Origin of the sequence: Capnocytophaga gingivalis ATCC 33624, from assembly GCF_000174755.1 — a bacterium.
Classification (GTDB): Bacteria; Bacteroidota; Bacteroidia; order Flavobacteriales; family Flavobacteriaceae; genus Capnocytophaga; species Capnocytophaga gingivalis.
Window position 1 is genome coordinate 22,418 of the sequence record NZ_ACLQ01000008.1, and the last position, 22,060, is coordinate 44,477.

Here is a 22,060-nt window from a genome sequence, read left to right on the forward strand (position 1 = left end):
AAAACGCTGCAAAGATACAACATTTTAGAAGTAAAGTCAAGAAAAAAGGAAAATTTTATTGATATGCTAACTTTTTTCTTTTGGCGCAACTTTTCTTTTTTTTTTATTCCTCGACTAAAAATCATTTTCTTTTTTTTTACGCTCTCGCTTTTTGTTTCTTTTTTCCAAAAAGAAAGAGATCATTATCATTGTCATTTACATTTACATTGTCATTTACATTTACATTATCATTATCATTAAGCGATAAATTTTTCGGGGGGCGAGGAAAGAAATCGGGGGGCGAGGAAAGAAATCGGGGGGCGAGGAAAGAAATCGGGGGGCGATAAAAAAATCGCAGTAGCGAGAGGAAAATCACAGGGAGAGAAGCATCTTTTTTAAGGAGTTTTTTGACACAAAAAAAAACAGTAAGCGCTTGACTTACTGCTTTTTGAATCATGAAAAAATCCCCGTTCTTAAGCTTCTGCTGTAGTTTCTGGAGCCCATTCATTGCAGAGCATTCCAGCAGCTGCATGTGTTCTGTTAGCACAAAGAGCGGTATTGTACTTAGCACAGCTAAGGCAATCCACCTCGTCCTTCAAGCTGGGACGCATATTGAAGCTGTCACAGGTGTGTTTTACTTCCACCTTTGTTTGGTGAAGTTTGCATACGTTTTCTGCTGTCAAATTTTCGCAATTTATACAGCCATTTACAAGTCTGATAGCCATAATAGTTCTTTTTTAGTGTTATTATATTGGTTGTTGTTTTCTGGGTGCAAAATTACAGCAAGTTCTCTTTAGAAACAAATTAAATAATTCATTTTCAGTAATATATATTTTGAATAAGTAAAAATTAGCAGCAAAAGTAAGAAAAAGTGAAAAGTGTATCCAAGTACCATTAATTAAAACTTTTTGAGGTGTCAAAATAATTTCATATATTTGCTCTCTGAAAATTAATGTATTATGGAATTATTTAAGGGACAAAGCCTCTTAGAGTTTACTGAACGCTTTAAAACAGACTTAGATTGTGAAGAATACTTAGCTTCTTTAAAATGGGAAGATGGATATTGCTGTCGCAAATGTGGTCATAAAAAATACCAAGTCAGAAAAGATTTTTCACGTACTTGTAATATCTGTGGAGATACGGAAAGTCCTACTGCTGGAACACTATTTCATAGACTAAAATTTGGGTTACGTAAAGCATTTTTTATATGTTTTGAAATGACAACTACAACTAAAGGGTTATCAGCCTCACAAGTTGCTCGTCGTTACGAAATTAGTCGTCAGACTGCACATTATTTTATGCAAAAAGTCCGTGAAGCTATGAAATCCAGTGAATCGCACAAAATGAATGATAGAGTGCAGGTTGATGAATTTACCATAGGAGGAAAAGAGGAATACAGTTTTAGAATTAATCGTTCACAAAATAAAGATACTATCTTTAACAAATTAATGAAAAGAATTGTAGAGCGTTCTCCCGTTTCCCAAAGTCAATTAGTATGTAGCTAAATAGATACCTCAAAAAAATTTTTCTAATTATTTTTGAGATTTCTTTGCAAAATACGAAAATTATTTCTATTTTTGCAGAAAACCATGTTATTATGAACGAAAAAAGAAATATCAAGCAAAAAATTAATTTGTTTATAGGTTCCATAGGAGCCTTTATAGGAGTGGCGGTATTTGTAGCCTATATTCCTCAAATTATGGCCAACTTAGAGGGGCACAAAGCACAACCTTGGCAACCTTTGTTTGCAGCGGGGTCTTGTCTTATCTGGGTGGTGTATGGCTGGACAAAAGAGCCTAAGCCAGATTATATTCTCATTATCCCCAATTTGGTAGGGGTAGTTTTAGGATTCTTAACTTTTATTACTTCGCTTTAAAGCTACTTGTATGTTTTTGCTTTGTCCTTAAAAGCAAAAATGATCACTAATCCCTACTTTGGAATAATTTGAGGTGTCAAAATAATTTCATATATTTGCTCTCTGAAAATTAATGTATTATGGAATTATTTAAGGGACAAAGCCTCTTAGAGTTTACTGAACGCTTTAAAACAGACTTAGTAATAATGGGAAGAATTTTCCTACATTACATAAGGTAATACATCAAGTAAAGTCTTGGATACGAGGTATATATTCTTGGGTATCAGAATTTAACATAGACCGATATTTAGCAGAATACAGTTTTAGAATTAATTGTTCACAAAATAAAGATACTATCTTTAACAAATTAATGAAAAGAATGCTTGAAAGAGAACCTATTTTCCAACCTCTGTTAATATGCCATTAACTTGACACCTCAAAAAACTTTTTTGCTTCTATTAGAATTATTATTCGTATATTTGCTGCCGCTACAATTCAAAATTATCATGATAAAGTTTTTTCTTACTTCATTTCTCACTATAGGCATCAGCCTTAGTAGTTTTGCTCAATGGCAGCAACATATCGACTACCAGATGGACATCCAGATGGATGTAAAAACATTCCAGTACAAAGCAAGACAAGTAGCCCTCTATGAGAATCATTCGCCAGATACGCTGCGTACAGTCTTCTACCACCTGTATCTCAATGCCTTTCAGCCCGGTAGCCAAATGGATAAGAACATGCAACAGGTCAGTGACATGCCTGCTCGCTTTATGCACAATGCAGGCACAGAGGCCGAGCCCAAGTATATCAGTAAGCTCTCTATGCTCAAGGAAAACGAACAAGGTTTTATCCGCCTACAATCCCTCACCCAAAATGGCAAAACAGCTTCCTACAAAGTTATAGGCACCATCCTACAGGTAACACTCCCTGAGCCTATTCTCCCTCATGGTAAAGCAACCCTCTCGATGGACTACACGGCTCAAATTCCAAACATAGGAGTACGTATGGGACGCAATAGCTCCGATGGGGTAGCACTCTCTCTCTCCCAATGGTACCCACGTATCTGTGTATATGATGCTCAAGGATGGCATCCTTATCAATATATCTTTGGAGAGTTCTACGGCGATTGGGCTAACTTTGATGTAAAGATCACTCTTGACAAAAACTATGTGGTTGCAGGTACCGGTACCCTACAGAATCCTGAGCAAATTGGTTTTGGCTACAACAATATCAAGGAAGTAAAAACCCGCCAGAAAACACGTACTTGGCACTTCAAGGCAGAAAAGGTCATCGACTTCTCTTGGGCAGCAGACCCTGCTTACCAACACGATATAGTAAAAACAAAGCGTGGCGTAGAACTGCACTTTTTCTATAAGAATTTTCCAGAAAACTGGAAAAAGCTACAACAAATCATGCCTGAGGTTTTGGACTTCTACGAGGCTAAGGTAGGTAAATATCCTTGGAGTCATTACTCTTTTATCCAAGCAGGACAAGGAGCTATGGAGTATGCTATGTGCACCTTTATCGAAGGAGGCAAAGACCCAGAAGCGCTTATCAAAACAGCTTGCCATGAGCTGGCACACACTTGGTTTCAGCATATTTTCGCCATCGATGAGCAACAATATCCTTGGTTTGACGAAGGGTTCACTTGCTTTTTACAACTATGGGCAGATGCCGAGGTAGTCAAAAAGGAGCCTGTAGCCAATTTCTCAGAATTTCGCCACAAGGCTTTCCTTAAGTATGTGAGTGAGAACCAAGAGGAAGACCCTTCCATTCGTGCAGACTTTTTCGAGCGTAGCCGTTCGTATTTTAGCACTGCTTATGCCAAAGGCACCATGTTTGCCTCTCATTTGGATTACATCATCGGGCGCAAAGCGATGGAGCGCACCTTCAAGCGCTTTTACAAGGAATATGCCTTTACCCACCCCACTCCTGAGAATTTTGTGCGCTGTGCCGAGAAAGAATCTGGCATGCAGCTCTTCTGGTTTCTCAAGGAGTTCATGCACACCACCCACCACATAGGCTATTGTATTGAGAAGGTAGAAGCCAAAGGCGAGAAAACCTTGGTTACCCTCACCAAAAAAGGGCGTATCCCTATGCCCTTAGACCTGATTGTAATCCCCAACGGACAAAAACCTTTCTCTCTGTACATTCCCACCGACCTTACTTTTGGAGAAAAGCCTAATCCGTTTATCAATATGGAACGTATCGTACTGCCTATATGGAACTGGGCGGAGAAGACTTATCAGTTCGAGCTCAACCTCCCCTTCACCCAAGTGAGAAACATCAGTATAGACCCTCAGGAGTTCATGGCCGATCCTAACCCTGAGTGCCATAACTACTGATTTAGTTATGAATTATGAGTTTTGAGTTTTGAGTTCTCCAAATAGACTCAAAACTCAAAACTAAGAACTCAAAATTTTAAAAACTTTTTCGTATTTTTGCGCTCAAAAAAAATGACCATTACTGAGATACAAAACGCTATTATTGAGGACTTTTCCTTTTTAGAAAACTGGGAAGATCGCTATGAATATATGATTGATTTGGGCAAAAGCCTCCCACTGATTGACCCTCAGTACAAAACGGATGAATACCTCATCAAGGGATGCCAAAGTCAAGTATGGCTCCATGCGGAGAATCAAGGAGATATCATCACTTTCACTGCGGATAGTGATGCTATCATCACCAAGGGGATTATCGCTATCTTGATCAAAGCCCTCTCCAATCAGAAAGCAGCGGATATTCTTGCGGCAGATATGAGTTTTATTGACAAAATTGGCCTCAAGGAACACCTCTCCCCTACCCGTGCCAACGGACTGGTGAGTATGATAGAGCAGATGAAGCTCTACGCCAAAGCTATAACCTTAAAAAACAAGTAATCCATGTCTGAAGAAAAAACACCTATCGACACTGAACTCATCGGCGAGAAAATCGTCGAGGTACTCCATACCATCTATGACCCTGAAATCCCTGTAGATATATACGAATTGGGGCTGATCTATGATGTTTTTATCAATGAAAATCACGATGTGAAGATCCTGATGACCCTCACCTCGCCCAACTGTCCTGTAGCAGAAGTACTCCCCCAAGAAGTCTATGAGAAAATAGGCAGTATTGATGAGATCAATGAAGTAGAAGTAGAACTCACCTTTGACCCACCTTGGGGACAAGAGATGATGAGCGAAGAAGCCAAATTGGAACTCGGTTTTCTGTAAAACACTATGTCTATGAAAAAAATAGCTGTCATTCCAGCGCGCCTTCAGGCTACACGCTTCCCAAAGAAACTCCTCGAGGACTTAGGGGGGCGCTCTGTCATTGAGCAGACATACCTGGCCACGGTGGGTACTGACCTCTTTGACCAAGTGTGGGTGGCCACCGATAGCCCAGAAATTGCTGAGAAAATCAAGCATATAGGCGGAGAAGTATTCCTTAGCCAAATCCAACACAATTGTGGCAGCAACCGCATCGCTGAAGCGGTGGAAAACCTCCCTGCCGATATCATTGTCAATGTACAAGGGGATGAGCCTTTTATCCAAAAGAAAAGCCTACAACCCCTCTTAGAAGTCTTTGACCATGATCCTAAGCAGCAGATCGACTTGGCTTCTCTGATGATGCCCCTTACCGATCCCGAAGAAATCGCCAATCCCAACAATGTCAAGGTAGTGGTGGATAGTCAGTCCTTTGCCTTGTACTTTTCTCGTAGCCCGATTCCTTTCGCTCGGGATACAGAGAGAGAATACACTTACAAAAAACATATCGGGGTGTATGCCTTCCGCAAGGATGCCCTTATGGAGTTCTATCGCCTAAGCCCCACCCCCCTGGAGGAGATGGAGAAGCTCGAACAGTTGCGCTACTTAGAAAATGGCCGACGTATCAAGATGGTACTCTCCGAGGTAGAAAATATAGGCATAGATACCCCTGAAGATTTAGAAAAAGCCCGAAAATACTGGAAAAATATCTATTAATAAACACCAAATATTTATTCTCAAAAATATGAAAAAAATAGTATTTTTAACCGCACTTCTCTCTATAGTGAGTATAACCAATGCTCAAGATAGGCAAGAGGCTATACGAACCCAAAATGTACAAAAGTCATGGGTTAAGAATATCCCTTTCCAAGCGCTTCCTCTTACAAGAGGGGCGGGAGAGATTATCCAGATAGAACGCAATCCTAAGGATCCTTATCAGCTCTATGTAGCCCTATCTCAGTCCGGAGTATGGTATAGTGACAACAATGGAGCAAGCTTCACCCCTACTTTCTCCGAGACAATGTCTCCGCAGACCATGGCCATGGCTGTGGATTGGGACAATCGTACCTTATGGGTAGCCACTTACCAAGGGGTTTTCATTAAGGAATATGCTAAAGATTGGGTGACGGCTGCTCCTATTGGCAATATGAATGTACGCCAGATTGTCCTTACCTCCCCTACCAATGCTTGTCTGAATGCTCTGGGAGAGGATGGCTCCATAGCGGGGGTACTCTGTACTTCCGACAAAGGAAAAAGCTGGAAACAGACCTTTGCTCAAGTAGGTGTCAGCGAACTAAAAAAAGTACCTTCCGCTGACCAAACACTCTACATGACGGCTTGGGATATGGAAAAAACACCCTACAATATCAACCCCTCTGGGAAAAAATCAGGTATCTATAAGAGCACCAATGCTGGGGATTCTTGGGAACTTATCTCCACAGCAGGCTCTGGATTCCCTCAGGGAAACATAGGAAAAATATCCTTGGCGGTATTCAGCCCGACCTCACTCTATGCCTTGGTGGACAACCGCGAAAGGGTCAAAGAACCACTGAACGAAATCAGCCTTCAGGGCTTATCAAGCAAGGATTTTTTAGAATTGGAGAACGAAAAAATCAACCAATACATCTATAACCATTTCTTGCAAAATAAGTACAATGCCAACAGCCTTAAGGAAATGGTTCGCGCAGGAATCGCCCCTAATGAACTGACTAAACTCACCGATGCACTCCCTGCTGTGGTAGGAGCTGAGATTTACTATTCTAATGACGGTGGAAAGTCTTGGGTGAAGAAAAATAACAAACCTCTTACCAATGTTTTCTATACTAAGGGATATGAAGTAGGGGCTCTGGCAGTAAATCCTCAACAGGAGAACGAACTATACCTCTCAGGAGTGCCACTTCTCAAATCCAACAATGGGGGAATTACTTGGACACTTATCAAGGACAACCCTATGAACCAAAAGGTATATCAGCTCTCTGCCGATGGCAAACAGATTATCTTGGTTACCAGCCAAGGGGCTTTCCAATCTCTCGACCAAGGACGTACCTGGGCTAAGCAGGAAATGCCTCAGACAGCTTATGTAACCTCTCTTACTATAGGCAAGCCCAGCGAAGGTGCTCTATATGCCAATATCCTGAACGGAGGTGTAGTGAAATATACTAACAATCAATGGCTTATGGTAAGTAGCGAGAACGGAAAGCTCATTACTACTCCTGAGAACAAGTCTTTTCTTGCCCAGCCTTTCGGGGAAATATTACCTTTGCGACAAAGCAGAATTGTTCTTCCTTATGACAAGAAAACCAAACAGCGTTACCCTATCGAAACGACCCTATCTCTTTCCCCTCAGAATAATACTATCCTATATGCAGGTGCCAATGTACTCTTCCAGTCCCTCAACGAAGGGAAGGCATGGAAGGCCATTTCTCCTGATTTGACCAATGGGGACAAGGGAGGAAATCTCTCCTATGGCACTATCTCAGCCATTAGTGAATCCCCTTTCCAGTTTGGCCTTCTCTATACCGGAAGTGATGACGGAATGATATACACCTCGGACAATGGCGGGGTCTCTTGGCAAATGATTTATTCGTCTTTCCCTGCACAGAATCGTGTCTCTTGTTTGCTGGCCTCCAAGCACAAACAGGAGCGTGTATATGCTATCCTACAGAACAGCAACCATCAAGCACTGATTTTCCGTAGTAACAACATGGGAAAAAGCTGGGATAACCTCAAGGCCAATCTCCCTGAGGAAACTGCCAATGTGATTGTAGAAGACCCTTCCAACGAACAGGTGCTCTACTTAGGTACCGAGAATGGGCTCTATGTATCTTTCGATATGGGAGAAAAATGGCATGTCTTCAAGCAGAATCTCCCTCGAACTTCAGTAAGCGCTATTGCGATCAATCCTCAGGACAATCAGTTATATATAGGTACCAAGGGACATGGATTCTTTACGGCTAATATCGCCAGTCTCCGTGAGATACGTGCTGCGGTACAAGACCAACTCTTCTACCCCTTGAAGGATACCTACTCCATCAAGTACTCTGCACAATGGGGCAATGCTGAAAACCCTTGGGCAGCTCCTAAGGTTCCTGTCCTTTATTTGGAGTCTTTTGCCTCTATGGATGGTACTGAAGTAAAAATCAGTGTAGTAAAGAATAAAATCACCTTATCCAAATTCTCTTATCAAACCAAAGTTGGGTTCAACTTTATTCCTTTTGACTTGGTTTTCAATGAGGAAGGACGTATCGCTTACGAGAAAAAACTCCTAACTACCTTCAAGAAGGCTGATAATGGTAAGTGCTATCTCCCTAAGGGTACCTATCAACTGATTTTTGAGGTAGAAGGATTCGAACAAGAACGCACTTTAGTGATTGAATAACAAATATTTACCCCCTATGTATAAAGTTTTTTTCGATAATAAAAAAATATGGGTTACCAACAACCTTAGAAAGGCGCGTAAGAAAAAGGGCAAACTCTTTTCTCTTACCACTCTCTCGGTAAAAGATTTTCTAAAAAAAGTAGAAAAGGCTAAGTCGGGAAAATTCGTTTTTTATATAGACAAGGGGGAAGATTTCTTTAGCTATTTCACCTCCGCTCTCATTTGTATAGAGGCTGGAGGTGGAGTAGTACGGAACCCCAAGGGACGTATTCTTTTTATCAAAAGAAAAGGAAAATGGGACTTACCCAAAGGGAAATTAGAAGCAGGAGAGCAGATAGAAGAATGTGCTCAGAGGGAAGTGCAGGAAGAGACAGCCCTTGCCTCGCTACAGCTATTAGGACTGAGGACTATCACCTACCATATATACGTTCAGGATCAAAAATATTGCCTAAAAAAAACCTCTTGGTACAATATGTATAGTGATGCCACTGAAAACCTCTCTCCCCAACAGGAAGAAGACATTGAGGTATGCGCTTGGAAGAAGCCTAAAAAACTAGAAAAGCTACTGAAGAACTCTTTCTCCAGTATCCAAGAAGTGTTCAAAGGCGAATACTAAATTAATGATCAATGTTCAATGATTAATGATTAATGATCAATGATTAATGATTAATGACCTCTGTTCACTGACCTCTGCTCACTGACCTCTGCTCACTGACCTCTGTTAACTGTTCACTGACCTCTGCTCACTGACAACTGCTCACTGACAACTGACAACTGACAACTGACAACTAACAACTAACAACTATTATCTAAAATCATGGAAATATACACCAGTCGTAAAAAAAACATTTTCCTGCTTTTTCTCTCTTTGCTCTTTTTGGCAGCAGGCATTTATTTTGTGCTTCATGGGGAAGAAATTGCCGCAGGGAAGAGAAGCCCTCTCTTGGTTCAGGGCATAGGGATAGCCGCTATTGCTTTTGCCTTATTGGCTTTATTCTTTACCATCAAGAATCTACTTAACAAGCGATGGGTACTTCGAGCCAATCCTGAAGGCTTATACTTGAGAATCCGTAATGAACTATTTATCCCTTGGCAGGAAATTACAGGTTTCGAGGTTTTCGAAGTCAGAGGAAGCAAATCTGTCCTAATCATGCTCAAGGATCCTCAGGCCTATATCGCCAAGGAAAAGAGCCCTTTTCTAAGGAAAATGATGCAGTGGAACCTCCGCCTGTGTGGTACCTCGGTTAGTATCTCAAGTTCCACGATGCAAATCAGTCACAAGGAGCTTTTGGCACTACTTATCGAATATTGGAATAAGTATAAAAAATAAATACAACCGACTGATAATCAATGTGATAATTACTCATTCGAAAAAAAAAGAAAAAAGATAGTAGAAAAATGTTTTAAATATCATTTTTTTTATATTTTTGTGCCCTATTTGAAAAACAAATATTTACTAATAAATTCAAATTGTATGTATTGGACATTAGAACTGGCTTCCTACTTAAGTGATGCCCCTTGGCCAGCTACCAAGGAAGAGATTATTGACTATGCCCTCCGTACAGGAGCTCCTATGGAAGTAGTGGAGAACCTTGAAGCCCTCGAAGATGAGGGAGAAATATATGAATCTATCGAGGAGATTTGGCCAGACTACCCCACAGAAGAAGATTATCTTTGGAATGAGGATGAATATTAAGAATTTTAAAGAGATGGCGCTCCCATCTCTTTTTTAGTATTATGAGTAATATAGATATTGTTTTAGGCGTCTTTTTAGGTTTTGGTATAGTACAGGGCTTTCTCAAAGGATTTATTTGGGGAGTAACCTCTCTTATTGCTGTATTTGTAGCTCTATGGGGAGCTATTCACTTTTCGGCTATGGTAGCGCCATTTATCAGTGATATTTTTTCTTTTTCTGCCAAGACCGAGCAGGTATTGGCTTTTATCATTACCTTTCTCATTGTCCTTGTTTTGGTAGGGCTGGCAGGGAAGCTCCTGACAAAGATTTTAGAGAGTGTCTCCTTAGGCTTCCTTAACCGTATAGCGGGGGCTGTTTTCGGTATGCTCAAGTGGTCTCTTATCGTAGGAACGGCACTAATGTACCTGAACGAAGGTGCTATGGAGCTGATTCCTAAAAAAACCACCGAAGAATCTCTCTTCTACAACCCTATTATGAAAACCAATACTTGGATACGCACCTATATTTTCCAGTACAAGGACTCCTTTTCCACTGAGTCCTTCTTGCCTAAATCCCCCCTCTGAAAGTTAAAACAAAATTAATTAATTAGTTTTTCTCAGGAAATAGCTGTAACTTGCGCTGTTTTTACACCTCTTGTTAAGAAACGTTAAAATGAACTGGAAAATAATGTCCTCTTTTCTCCTTGTAGGCCTTCTTGTAAGCAGCTGCCAATGGCTAAGCTCCTCCGAGAAGGATCGTACTATTGTGGCCAAAGTGGGTAATTATTACCTCTATCAGGAGGATATCCAAAAACTTCTGCCCAAGGATTATACGCTTGAGGATAGTGTACAAATCGTAACCCCCTATATCAATAATTGGGCACTGAAAAAGCTCCTTTTCCTCAAGGCGGAAGAGAATATCAACAAAGAAAAACAAGAAGAATTCGAACACTTAGTCAGTCAATACCGCACGGATCTGTACACTCAGTTCTACTTGGACTTGCTCTCCCAACAGATTGATACCACCATCTCTCGCAAGGAAAGGGAGGATTTCTACGAGGTTAACAAAGAGGTTTTCCGCCTAAGTGAGGACTTGGTACAGCTCAGGTATATCCAGCTATCCTCTACCGAGATAAGCCCTAAGCTTTCAGCGGCTTTTCGTACCTATTCGTCCAAGGATAGGCATTATATAGATTCCCTTGCCCCCCACTTCACTTCTTCCTTTCTGAATGATTCTGTGTGGGTCAGAGCCAGTGAAGTAGAGGAAAAGCTCCCCTTACTCAAGGACAAACTCAAAAAAAGCTATCTCCATCAGCTCATAGAAGAAAGAGATTCTTCTTCGGTATATTTGGTCAAAATCAACAATTTCTTGGAGACCTCCGACTATGCGCCTATGGAATATGCTTACCCTACTTTGAAACAAATTATTTTAAACAAACGCAAAAGCAAATATATCAACACTTTAGAAAAAGAGATTATCAATAGTGCCATTGAAAAAAAACAACTTGAGATCTATGAACAGAATTAGTATCCTTTGCCAATTATTCCTATTTTCCCTACTCTCCACCTCTGCTCTATGGGCGCAATCTCCCAAAAACAAGATAGATGGGGTGGCGGCCGTCGTGGGGGATTACCTAATCTTGGAAACAGATATTGACCGCGCTTTGGTGGAACTCAAATCCCAAAACGTGGATACCAAGAATGTTACCCGCTGCCAACTCTTAGGCAAGCTCATGGAGGACAAGCTCTATGTGAGCCAAGCCATTCAGGATAGTATCAAAATCTCTGACAATGACATTCGCGACGGGGTGAATCGCCGTATCGACTTCCTCGTGGAACAATTGGGCGACATCAAGAAAGTAGTAGATTTCTACCACAAGGACGACGAACAATCCCTTCGTGACGAGCTCTTCGAGATTCTTCGCCAGAACGAACTAAGCTCCCGCATGAAAGCTAAAATTGTAGAGAATATCGAGGTAACTCCCGAGGAGGTGAAGCAATTCTTCAACAAGATTCCTAAGGATGAGCTTCCTACAATCGGCACAGAACTGGAAATAGCTCAAATTGTTATAGAACCTAAAGCCCCTCAGAGCGAGATAGATAAGGTCATAGAACAACTCAAAGAAATCAAAAAAGATGTCTTGGAGAATGGAACAAGCTTCTCCACCAAGGCTATCCTCTACTCTGCCGACAGAGCTACAGGGGGCAAAGAGCTGACTTTCAACAGAAAATCAAGCTTTGCCAAAGAGTTCAAGGATGTGGCTTTCTCCCTCCAAGAAGGAGAAATATCTGACCCTTTCAAGACAGATTTCGGATGGCATATCCTACAAGTAGTCAAGATACGTGGTAAGGAAGTCTCTGTACGCCATATCCTTATGGTGCCTCAGATTCCTCAAAACTCCTTGGAAGAAGCCAAAAAGAAAATCAATGATATCCGTGATAAGATCATCAACAAAGAATTTACTTTCGCCGAAGCTGCTAAGAATTTCTCAGATGAGAAGGAAACAAGAGAAGATGGCGGACAGCTGCTCAATCCCGAGGACTATTCTACTAAGTTCGAGCTCACTCGTATGGAACCTCTACTCTACTCTCAGGTAGCTTCCCTCAAGGACGATGAGGTCTCTACCCCTATCATGGACGAAGATAGAACCGGTAGAAAAATGTATAAAATATACCGCGTGACCAATCGTACCAATGAGCATACCGCTGATTTTGTAAATGATTATATACGAATCAAAGACTTAGCGCTGAAGGAAAAACAATTGGAAGCTGTACAAAAGTGGATCAAAGGAGCTATCCAAAAGACTTTCGTCTCTGTCAAAGGAGAGTACCGAAACTGTAAGTTCTCCAACAATTGGTTGAAAAAATAGGCTTTCTTCACTAATATATTATATAGAACATTCGCCCCTTCGATAGGAGCGAATGTCTTTTTTTAATATCCCTCCAAATAAAGTTTATCAAAAGGTTGTTTATGTCATTTTTTTTATTTACCTTTGACATCGGATACAATAACATTTTAAAAAATTTTTTATATGAAAGTAACTGTAGTAGGCGCTGGCGCTGTCGGTGCCAGTTGTGCAGAATACATTGCACTAAAGAATTTCGCTTCCGAAGTTGTCCTTATCGACATCAAGGAAGGTTTTGCCGAAGGAAAAGCTATGGATCTTATGCAGACAGCTTCTCTTAATGGCTTCGATACCCGTATCGTAGGGGTCACTAATGACTATTCCAAGACCGCAGGTAGCGATGTTGCGGTAATCACCTCTGGTATTCCTCGCAAGCCTGGCATGACTCGTGAAGAACTTATCGGTACCAATGCCAATATTGTAAAGTCGGTAGTCGAACAATTGGTAAAACACTCTCCTAACATTATTGTCATTGTAGTGAGCAACCCTATGGACACCATGGCTTATTTGGTACACAAAGCCACCAAACTACCTAAAAACCACATTATCGGTATGGGTGGTGCTTTGGACTCTGCCCGTTTCAAATATCGCTTAGCAGAAGCCCTCGGCAGCCCTATCTCCGATGTGGATGGTATGGTAATCGCGGCTCATAGTGATAGCGGTATGCTACCTCTTACACGCCTTGCCAGCTATCGTGGGGTGCCTGTAAGCGAATTCCTTTCTGCAGAGCGCCTCTCTCAAGTGGCTGAAGATACCAAAGTAGGAGGAGCTACTCTTACCAAGCTCTTGGGTACTTCCGCTTGGTATGCCCCTGGTGCGGCTGTTTCCGCCTTAGTACAGGCGATTGCTTGCGACCAGAAGAAACTCTTCCCTTGTTCTGTACTTCTGGAAGGAGAATACGGACAGAAAGATGTATGCGTAGGGGTGCCTGTAATCATCGGTCGTGATGGAGTAGAACGCATCGTAGAGGTAAAACTCAATGAGGCTGAAAAAGCTAAATTCAACGAAAGCACACAAGCTGTACGCGAAGTAAACAAAGCCCTTGAGGGCGTACTATAAAAACCCTTTTATCACAACTAAAAAAGAGGCTGTCCTAAATCAGGTACAGCCTCTTGTCATACTATTTGAAAAGCTAACTAAGAGCCACAATTGATAAATATTACTGGTGTTCCATCCTCTTCATATCCTTCTATATCGAAGCCTTCAAAGAAGATGTGATCTCCCAAGTCTTTGTTGGACAAGGTATTGTGAATCAACCACAAGAGTTCCAAAGCTCCAAAGGCAGCTCCATCTCCTGAGTAGAGCTCGGCGACGATAAGCGCTTGATAAAGACCATTTTCATCAGGTTCTTCGTCAAAGAGGTTCTCATTGGCCAATATCTCAAAGTCATAGAGTTCTTTTCGGCTCTTTATCCAAGCTTCGTACATGATTTTTACCTTAGGCGAACGGAAAATAGTTCCAAAAGGATTGAAATCCTCCAAATCATTCTCTACATCCGAATTGTAGGTCTTCACAGCTTCCCAGAAGATCATCAGTCCTGGATAGGCTTCTTGGGTGAATGCCCAGTATACTTCATCCAAGAGATTGGAATTCTGAGTAGGAGTATAGCCCTCACATACATTCTGGCGATGTACATCTACCACAGGTGGATAAGGAATTTCCTTCTCTGAGAAGAGTTCTAAGAGTGCTCCGCTATCATTCTCGAGCTTGTAGAGCATCTCTTGTTCGTATAGAGGTACTATGCTATAGAAGTTGACCTCCTTGCCTGAAGGTGCCAAGTGTGCCACGGCATCCTCTCCGTCCTTATTATCGGCTGCAATGAGCAACATACAGGTGAAGTTAGTCCCTTCCAAAGGCTCTCCTGTAGGTACTGTATGTCCCCAAGCCAAAAAGGTATCTTGCTCTATAGGCAAGCGAGAGAGAATCTTTAGCCAACGGATAGGCCAATAATCTTTCTCTTCTTCACTCTTAAGATTCCAAGTAGGCGGCAAGTTAATGCACATCTCAGCATAGGGACTTCCATTGAACCCATCAGGAACATTCATCGCATAAGCGCCCATACCTCCAGTAACTAAGGTATAATAGTTACGCTCAGGAGTTGGTTTTACGATATAGATATCACAATGAATATCTGGAGATACCAACTCATGGAGTACCTCGTCGAATTCTCCTATATTCTCTTGGATATATTCCTCTAAGGATTCTCTTTCTTCCTCGCTATAGTAAGAAGGCTCAAAGTTTCCTCGAGAGAGGAACTCTAAGGCGTCTTTTTCCTCTGAGTATGCCAATTGACCTTTTTTCATTCCTTCTATCATAACATTTGCCCATTGGAAAATATTTGGATAGATAAAGTCCAGTTCACAATCTTCTATCTTCTCAGCAGGAGATACCCCTATGAGCTGCCCGAAGATTCCTTCCTGCTCATCTGGGTCAAAGTCAAAACACAAATAGCTGGGGGCATCCTCTCCTTCTAATTCTTGAACCATAAAGGGCACCCATTTGCGTGAATAGAGACGGTTCTTTATATAGCCTTCTTCTACAAACTCATCTTCTGGAATACGTACTTTTTGCCAATTCTTACCATAATGAGCCTCTAAGTATTGTTCCATTTCATCCTGATAGGCTTCTATCTCGTCCAAGGACACGAAGCGCTGTCCTGCACTATAGAAAGGCGCGCCTGTCTGTCCATCAAAGGTTCTGTGAAGTTGCTTGAACTCCTCAGATAGGGCAAAGCCTAAGCGCTTCTCGAGCGCTTCTATCTTCTGTTCGGTAGCGGGAGCTCCTAAGCGATCTGTCATCTGGGGAGCATACTGTGCTATGGCTCTTTTGTAGTTCTCCAAGATATATTCTACCCCTCCTCTACCTCCTGCTACAGCATCCAATAGAGTAATTCCTTTCTCTTCGGCTATGGAAAGATAGTCCAATAGTTCTTGTGTACCTGAAAGGGAAGTTGCTTTAAGTAAGTGCTTCTTAGCGTTCTCCATATCATTAAGATAGAAGTAAGAATAGCCTATACGATAGTTCCAGCTCTCAGTATCTCCAATTTCTGGCTCAAGGTACTTAAATACTTCTACCGCACGTTGTAGATATTTCTCATTCTCTTTATTGGAATCCAACCAATAGAGGTTGTTGTAAGCTCGGCCTAATTCACTAAGTACTTCGGTGGTTTTGCTCTCGTGTGGAAGATTTTCAATAAAATCAACAATGGCTTGGATATGGTCATCCTCATTCCACTTATCAATTTTTTTTAAGATCTGTTGCTCTGTCATAATTTATTGATTTTAAGTAGATTATAAATTATTTTCTAACATTACTAAACAAAAAATGGCAAGCTACCTACATCGCACCGCTACAACCTTATACCTTTGCTGCGTTCCCACCCTGGAGGATTCTAAGGGAGCTGGTCGTGTAAGACTTGCCGAGTGCAAAGGTACAAAAAAAATAATAATCTGCAACCTTATTCCAATATTTTTTTGTACTTTTACGCAAATTTTTTCTCTGAATCTATTTTATCTTTTTTATATACTTATAAAGTATTAAAAATCAATTGTTTAATTAAAAAATGTTTTTATGACAACCAATCAAACTTTTACCATGATTAAGCCCAATGCCGTAGAAAAAGGGCATACTGGGGCTATTATTGACCAAATCATCAAGGGTGGCTACCGAATTATAGCCCTTAAGTATGTATGGCTCAGCCAAAGGGAAGCGGAGAAGTTTTACGAAATCCACAAGGAACGTCCTTTCTTTGCTGAGTTGGTGGCTTTCATGTCGCGTAGCCCTATTGTAGCCATTGCTTTGGAAAAGGAGAATGCAGTAGAAGCTTTCCGTGAATTTATCGGAGCTACAGATCCAGCCAAGGCGGCAGAGGGAACTATTCGTGCCAAATATGGGGAGAGTGTAGGAGAAAACGCCATTCATGGCTCTGACTCCAACGAAAACGCCCAAAGAGAAATAGGATTTTTCTTCTCTGGGCGTGAGGTTTATTAAGTTTCAGTGGTCAGTCTATGATGACTGACCACTGTCTACTAAAATTCTTTTATCAGGTACAGATATACAGGAAAGTGGTCTGAGTACCCACCTGTATAGCTTCCGTTGGCATAGCTACGGTAAGGATAGCCCGCATACTTACCAGAAGGATTGGCCAGCTCTGGACTATTGAATACTCCTGCTTTCCAATATTTATAACCTTCTGCTTCTTTAGCCAAATAGCCATAGGTGAGAACAAACTGGTCAAACAGGCTCCAGCTATCGCGATAAGCTAAGGTACCTATTCCCTTTTTGTACATATTCTCCATAGGGTTATACAAGTCCCCTTGTTGTACTTTCTTCTTATCGGCTTTGGTCTTGAGAATCTTTTTGAATCCGGAGTTGGTCGGATCGTCATTGAAGTCGCCCATGCTGATTACCTTTGCCATAGGATTTATAGCCGTTAGCGAATCGAAAATCCTCTTGTTCAGTGCGGCAGCAGCCTCTCTCAAGGGGCGCGAAGCGGCTTCCCCTCCTGAGCGCGAAGGCCAGTGATTGACGATAAAGTGCACTTCCTCCCCATCCATCTCTCCAGAAATGAGTATCTGATCACGAGTATAGCGACGCTTACCGGCTGCATCTTTTATATCCAAAAAGTGTTTGGAGGTTTTTGTAGGCTTGAATACACTTTGTTTGTAGATAAAAGCCACATCTATCCCTCGGGCATCAGGCGAATTGTAATGTACAATGCCATAATAGTTGTCCTTGAGAGCTTCGGAATTGACCAAATCCTCAACTACTTCTCGGTTTTCTACCTCAGCAAGCCCTACAAAGTCAGGCGCTTGCCCAGTCACATCCTTACCTATCTTAGCGATAGTCTGGCCGAGCTTGTTCACATGATCATAGTAGTGCTTACTGGTCCAATGGTCTTTACCCGTAGGGGTACGATCATCGTCAAACTTCTTAGGATCATTGATCGTATCAAAGAGATTTTCTACATTGTAGAAAGCCACCGTACGTATCTTGTACGTTTTGTTTTGCGCTTGCAATAATAAGCTATTCAAAATCAATAAAATAGTAAATGGTAAATAGATTTTTCTCATGTGAGTTACTTTTGTGCAAAGATACGTTTTTTTCTTGAAATATTAAAACAATACTGCTGTTTTAATACCTCGTTTGCTTACAGCTCCCTTAGAAAGCCAGAGGCTCTACTTAGTAGTCGGCACGAGCTGCAAGAAATGTACCATCAGGGGCTAAACAATTAAGATGCTTAGTAGTTTTTATTAGTCAAATCAGTCTTTCAAGAACTCCCCTACCATTATACGACCGCCACTCTCTGGAGAATCTCCACGAAAGAAAATACCCTCAAAAACAATATATTTGTCCTCAAAGAAACCTACATTCTTATTAAAACCAAACAAACCTACCATAGGAATTTTATGGGTTTTCCACGTTTTCCCTTTGTCAAAAGAAAAACGCAATTCAGTATGTGTGTGAAGCTTTGTATAATCACAGATAAAGTCCTTATAGTAATAGTGCTTTTCACGATTTTCTTTGGTTATCTTACGGACAAAGTTTTCCTTGAGATCGTAAATCATCAATTCGTATGTTTCCTCATCATTCTCATTTTTTGCATTTTGCAAGGAAAGAGGGGTATTGTAATCAGACGAATTTTCAGGAAAGAAATAATTATATTTATGTTTAAGCTGATTAAAGAGTTTGTCTTCTCCTGTAATTACGTTGTAAGTACGAAGCTCTAAAATTTTATTGTAATATAGAATATCTCCATTCTGATGAATAGGATAATACTGATAAGCAGTGAGTTTTTTAGGTATCTCATATAACTTTACAGAGTCTTTACTTAATACATCTGCTAAAAAACGAATTTCATTCTTTTCACATTTGAGAAATCGACCATCAAAATCACTATAATAAGTTTCATCCCCTCTATGGTAAATATCTATTTTTTTGAACTGAAAAGTTGTATGATTAAGGAGATATACATATTTATTTTTATCCCCAGAAGTCTTTATAATGCTATAATCTTTTGTATAGGCTACCATATCATAGACATCATTTCCTTCAAGAATGAGTTCCTTGTAGGATTGCCCTCTATCCGTAGAGATATAGAGTACCGCTTGCTTTTCTGTTGCTGTAGGGTCAAAATTAGGAGTGTCCTTTTGAGCTCCCAAGATAATGACATTCTCCATAGGGGAAAACACCAAACTCAATTCCTTGTCCGAACCTGGATTGAATCCATGGTTTCTCTTTTTGTACAAATCCATAAAGTTGTATTTGGCAGTCCATTTCATATTATCATCCTTAGTTTCTTTGACTTCTTTGGTTTCTTGGGGTTCTTTGTTTTCTTTATTATCTTTAGTTTTAAAGAAACAAGAAGTTAGGAATATCGCTAAGAGTAAAAATAATAATATCTTTTTCATAAGAATAGGTTTTTTCTGCAAATATAGGAATAAAAACAAAAAAGCAATACTTTTTTATTCTTCTTCTCTTCTATAATTTAAACAATCACAAGGAAAATTTTTTATATAGTAATCACTCTGAAAATTACAATCTTTCAAATTTATTGTATATTCTCCTTTTTGAAAATGTAGGTTTTGAATGAGGATTTGTTTTCTTTCTTCTAAACTTAGGATGATACTCATAGTATCTTTCTTATAAATAAAAATATTTTTACCATTATTGCTTATTGCTATAGGCATTGTTTTTTTCATAGACAAAGACAAAAAATAAATCGTTGTTTTTATATTATTAGCCTTTATCTTTTTTACAAATAGAGGTTTTTTTGAAAAAGAAATACTATCAACTATAATTATAGAAGGTAAGGGCTGAGCATTGGAATAAAAAAATAAGAATGATAAGAAAATAATTAGGTATCTCATAAATAACTAGATTTATTGTGATGCAAATATAATTGTAAGTCAGTGATTTGTTACATCGAACTGAGGTTAAAATAACCATCTAAGGGGGGTGGGGTTATGATATTTCTATCTGTAAAAAATTAATTATCATCTATTTTCTCTATTATTTGTGGGTTATCTGGATTTTTAATCTCATAAATACCTTTTTTGAAAGGTATTGTTATATTTATATCGTATTTTTTTCTTTCAAATGGATAAAAAATAAAATTAACAATCATTTTTCCTCCTGGGGCTAAACAATTAAGATACTTAGCCGTTTTTTTATTACCAAATCAGTCTTTCAAGAACTCCCCTACCATTATACGTCCGCCACTCTCTGGAGAAGCTTGAATCCTATTTTTGCCGACAAATATACAAAATAATTCGTATATTTGCACCTAATTTTTCACTTTATTATGGCAGACGATAAAAAAATCATCTTTTCCATGAATAAGGTTAGCAAAACCTATTCATCGACAAACAAACAGGTGCTCAAGGATATCTACCTGAGTTTCTTCTATGGGGCTAAGATTGGTATTCTGGGGCTTAATGGGGCGGGTAAGTCGTCCCTATTAAAAATTATCGCCGGAGTTGACAAAAACTATCAGGGAGAAGTGGTCTTCGCCCCTGGCTATACGGTGGGTTACTTAGAGCAAGAACCGAAGTTGGACGAAGAGAAAACCGTCATTGAGGTAGTGCGCGAGGGAGTGGCCGAGACAATGAAGCTCTTGGAGGAGTTCAACCATATCAATGATCTCTTTGGCCTGGAGGAGAACTACTCCGATCCGGACAAGATGCAAAAACTCATGGACAAACAGGCGGAACTACAGGACAAGATAGATGCCCTGAATGCTTGGGAGATAGACAACCAACTGGAAGTGGCTATGGATGCACTCCGCACCCCTGATCCTGATACCCCTATCAAGGTACTCTCAGGGGGCGAACGCCGTCGTGTAGCCCTCTGCCGCCTGCTCTTACAACAACCTGACGTATTGCTTTTGGATGAGCCTACCAACCACCTCGATGCTGAGTCTGTTCTATGGCTCGAACAACACCTACAACAATATGCAGGTACGGTGATCGCTGTAACTCACGACCGTTATTTCTTGGACAATGTCGCTGGCTGGATCTTGGAGCTTGACCGTGGGGAAGGGATTCCTTGGAAAGGTAATTACTCCTCTTGGCTCGACCAAAAGGCAAAACGCCTTGCCCAAGAACAAAAGGCAGAAAGCAAGCGCCAAAAGGTACTCGAAAGGGAGCTTGAATGGGTGCGACAAGGGGCTAAGGGACGACAAGCCAAGCAGAAAGCCCGCTTGCAGAACTATGACCGCCTGCTCAGCGAAGACCAAAAACAATTGGAAGAAAAGCTCGAAATATATATCCCTAATGGACCTCGCTTGGGTACCAATGTGATAGAAGCTCGCCATGTAAGCAAGGCTTTCGCAGATAAGCTCTTGTACGACGACCTGAACTTTGTACTTCCTCAGGCAGGAATCGTAGGGGTAATAGGTCCTAATGGAGCAGGGAAGTCCACCATCTTCCGTATGATCATGGGCGAAGAAAAACCCGACAGTGGAGAATTCCTCGTAGGGGATACCGTAAAAATCGCTTATGTAGACCAGACTCATAAGAATATAGATCCTGAAAAAAGCATCTGGGAGAATTTTTCTGATGGACAGGACTTAATCCTTATGGGAGGGCGACAGGTGAACTCTCGTGCTTACCTGAGCCGCTTTAACTTCTCGGGTAGTGACCAAAACAAGAAAGTGGCTACACTTTCCGGAGGGGAGCGCAACCGCCTCCATCTGGCTATGACGCTCAAGGAAGAAGGAAACGTACTACTCTTAGATGAGCCTACCAACGATCTGGATGTCAATACCCTACGCGCCCTCGAAGAGGGATTGGAGAACTTTGCCGGATGTGCTGTGGTGATCTCGCACGACCGTTGGTTCTTAGACCGTATCTGTACTCATATCTTGGCTTTTGAGGGTGACTCTCAAGTGTATTTCTTCGAGGGAAGTTTCTCCGAATACGAAGAAAACAAGAAAAAACGCTTAGGCAAGGAGGTCACTCCTACCCGTATCAAGTACAAAAAGTTAGTCCGATAAAAAGACAAGGACATTGCCACA

The 22,060-nt window shown here is 40.8% G+C and carries 20 protein-coding genes, 1 other RNA gene and 2 pseudogenes; 17 read left to right on the forward strand and 6 right to left on the reverse strand.

All coding sequences use genetic code 11. The features are described 5' to 3' along the window. Positions 1 to 452: 452 nt before the first annotated feature. Entirely contained in the window at positions 453 to 704 is a 252-nt protein-coding gene (locus tag CAPGI0001_RS12695; protein ID WP_081451909.1) for a hypothetical protein, read from the reverse strand. Positions 705 to 938: 234 nt separating this feature from the next. On the opposite strand from CAPGI0001_RS12695, the pseudogene CAPGI0001_RS02215 reads away from it, so the two are divergent. From CAPGI0001_RS02215 to CAPGI0001_RS02280, 15 genes and pseudogenes are all read left to right on the forward strand, one after another. Then, a pseudogene (locus tag CAPGI0001_RS02215) lies at positions 939 to 1,373 on the forward strand (IS1595 family transposase); the annotation flags it as partial. Positions 1,374 to 1,576: 203 nt separating this feature from the next. Continuing rightward, positions 1,577 to 1,855 carry a SemiSWEET family transporter gene (locus CAPGI0001_RS02220; protein WP_002666358.1) on the forward strand — a complete coding sequence of 93 codons (279 nt, stop codon included), beginning with the start codon at positions 1,577 to 1,579 and terminating at the stop codon, positions 1,853 to 1,855. 178 nt (positions 1,856 to 2,033) lie between these two features. Beyond that, positions 2,034 to 2,261: pseudogene (locus CAPGI0001_RS12700) on the forward strand (IS1595 family transposase); the annotation flags it as partial. A 79-nt stretch (positions 2,262 to 2,340) separates the two neighbouring features. Then, complete coding sequence (locus tag CAPGI0001_RS02225; RefSeq protein ID WP_002666226.1) at positions 2,341 to 4,182, forward strand: M1 family metallopeptidase; 1,842 nt, start codon at positions 2,341 to 2,343, stop codon at positions 4,180 to 4,182. A gap of 111 nt (positions 4,183 to 4,293) precedes the next feature. After that, complete coding sequence (locus CAPGI0001_RS02230; RefSeq protein ID WP_002666203.1) at positions 4,294 to 4,716, forward strand: SufE family protein; 423 nt, start codon at positions 4,294 to 4,296, stop codon at positions 4,714 to 4,716. Between the two features lie 3 nt (positions 4,717 to 4,719). After that, on the forward strand, positions 4,720 to 5,052 hold the full coding sequence (locus tag CAPGI0001_RS02235) for an iron-sulfur cluster assembly protein (protein ID WP_002666192.1): 333 nt from the start codon (positions 4,720 to 4,722) through the stop codon (positions 5,050 to 5,052). 12 nt (positions 5,053 to 5,064) lie between these two features. Next, on the forward strand, positions 5,065 to 5,802 hold the full coding sequence (gene kdsB / locus CAPGI0001_RS02240; RefSeq protein ID WP_040359386.1) for a 3-deoxy-manno-octulosonate cytidylyltransferase: 738 nt from the start codon (positions 5,065 to 5,067) through the stop codon (positions 5,800 to 5,802). 28 nt (positions 5,803 to 5,830) lie between these two features. Continuing rightward, positions 5,831 to 8,464, forward strand: a complete 2,634-nt coding sequence (locus CAPGI0001_RS02245) for a WD40/YVTN/BNR-like repeat-containing protein (protein WP_002666312.1) — start codon at positions 5,831 to 5,833, stop codon at positions 8,462 to 8,464. A 16-nt stretch (positions 8,465 to 8,480) separates the two neighbouring features. Then, positions 8,481 to 9,080, forward strand: a complete 600-nt coding sequence (locus CAPGI0001_RS02250) for an NUDIX hydrolase (RefSeq protein WP_002666322.1) — start codon at positions 8,481 to 8,483, stop codon at positions 9,078 to 9,080. A gap of 201 nt (positions 9,081 to 9,281) precedes the next feature. Further along, positions 9,282 to 9,794, forward strand: coding sequence for an STM3941 family protein (locus CAPGI0001_RS02255; RefSeq protein ID WP_002666261.1), 513 nt, complete (start codon positions 9,282 to 9,284; stop codon positions 9,792 to 9,794). Positions 9,795 to 9,938: 144 nt separating this feature from the next. Next, positions 9,939 to 10,160, forward strand: coding sequence for a DUF2795 domain-containing protein (locus tag CAPGI0001_RS02260; protein WP_002666276.1), 222 nt, complete (start codon positions 9,939 to 9,941; stop codon positions 10,158 to 10,160). 41 nt (positions 10,161 to 10,201) lie between these two features. Continuing rightward, positions 10,202 to 10,723 carry a CvpA family protein gene (locus tag CAPGI0001_RS02265; protein ID WP_002666346.1) on the forward strand — a complete coding sequence of 174 codons (522 nt, stop codon included), beginning with the start codon at positions 10,202 to 10,204 and terminating at the stop codon, positions 10,721 to 10,723. Between the two features lie 88 nt (positions 10,724 to 10,811). Next, positions 10,812 to 11,666, forward strand: a complete 855-nt coding sequence (locus CAPGI0001_RS02270) for a hypothetical protein (RefSeq protein ID WP_040359390.1) — start codon at positions 10,812 to 10,814, stop codon at positions 11,664 to 11,666. After that, the gene (locus CAPGI0001_RS02275) at positions 11,653 to 13,008 is read left to right on the forward strand and encodes a peptidylprolyl isomerase (RefSeq protein ID WP_002666316.1); all 1,356 of its coding nucleotides are present in this window, start codon (positions 11,653 to 11,655) and stop codon (positions 13,006 to 13,008) included. Before CAPGI0001_RS02270 ends, CAPGI0001_RS02275 begins: the two co-directional genes overlap by 14 nt. Before the next feature lie 162 nt (positions 13,009 to 13,170). Continuing rightward, positions 13,171 to 14,103: a malate dehydrogenase gene (locus CAPGI0001_RS02280; RefSeq protein WP_002666278.1), complete on the forward strand. Its 933-nt coding sequence runs from the start codon at positions 13,171 to 13,173 to the stop codon at positions 14,101 to 14,103. A 77-nt stretch (positions 14,104 to 14,180) separates the two neighbouring features. Here CAPGI0001_RS02280 and CAPGI0001_RS02285 read toward each other — a convergent pair whose 3' ends face one another. After that, positions 14,181 to 16,313, reverse strand: coding sequence for a suppressor of fused domain protein (locus CAPGI0001_RS02285; RefSeq protein WP_002666291.1), 2,133 nt, complete (start codon positions 16,311 to 16,313; stop codon positions 14,181 to 14,183). Between the two features lie 53 nt (positions 16,314 to 16,366). Further along, an RNA gene (ffs, locus tag CAPGI0001_RS12705) (signal recognition particle sRNA small type) lies at positions 16,367 to 16,465 on the reverse strand. 149 nt (positions 16,466 to 16,614) lie between these two features. On the opposite strand from ffs, the gene CAPGI0001_RS02290 reads away from it, so the two are divergent. Further along, positions 16,615 to 17,034, forward strand: coding sequence for a nucleoside-diphosphate kinase (locus CAPGI0001_RS02290; RefSeq protein ID WP_002666249.1), 420 nt, complete (start codon positions 16,615 to 16,617; stop codon positions 17,032 to 17,034). 38 nt (positions 17,035 to 17,072) lie between these two features. On the opposite strand, the gene CAPGI0001_RS02295 is transcribed toward CAPGI0001_RS02290, so the two are convergent. From CAPGI0001_RS02295 to CAPGI0001_RS02305, 3 genes are all read right to left on the reverse strand, one after another. Further along, the gene (locus CAPGI0001_RS02295; protein WP_002666239.1) at positions 17,073 to 18,116 is read right to left on the reverse strand and encodes an endonuclease/exonuclease/phosphatase family protein; all 1,044 of its coding nucleotides are present in this window, start codon (positions 18,114 to 18,116) and stop codon (positions 17,073 to 17,075) included. Positions 18,117 to 18,305: 189 nt separating this feature from the next. Beyond that, positions 18,306 to 19,454 carry a hypothetical protein gene (locus CAPGI0001_RS02300; protein WP_248601287.1) on the reverse strand — a complete coding sequence of 383 codons (1,149 nt, stop codon included), beginning with the start codon at positions 19,452 to 19,454 and terminating at the stop codon, positions 18,306 to 18,308. A gap of 54 nt (positions 19,455 to 19,508) precedes the next feature. Continuing rightward, positions 19,509 to 19,913, reverse strand: coding sequence for a hypothetical protein (locus tag CAPGI0001_RS02305; RefSeq protein ID WP_002666180.1), 405 nt, complete (start codon positions 19,911 to 19,913; stop codon positions 19,509 to 19,511). A 434-nt stretch (positions 19,914 to 20,347) separates the two neighbouring features. Between CAPGI0001_RS02305 and ettA the strand changes: the two genes are divergently transcribed. Further along, positions 20,348 to 22,039, forward strand: a complete 1,692-nt coding sequence (gene ettA / locus CAPGI0001_RS02310; RefSeq protein ID WP_002666318.1) for an energy-dependent translational throttle protein EttA — start codon at positions 20,348 to 20,350, stop codon at positions 22,037 to 22,039. Positions 22,040 to 22,060 lie beyond the last annotated feature (21 nt).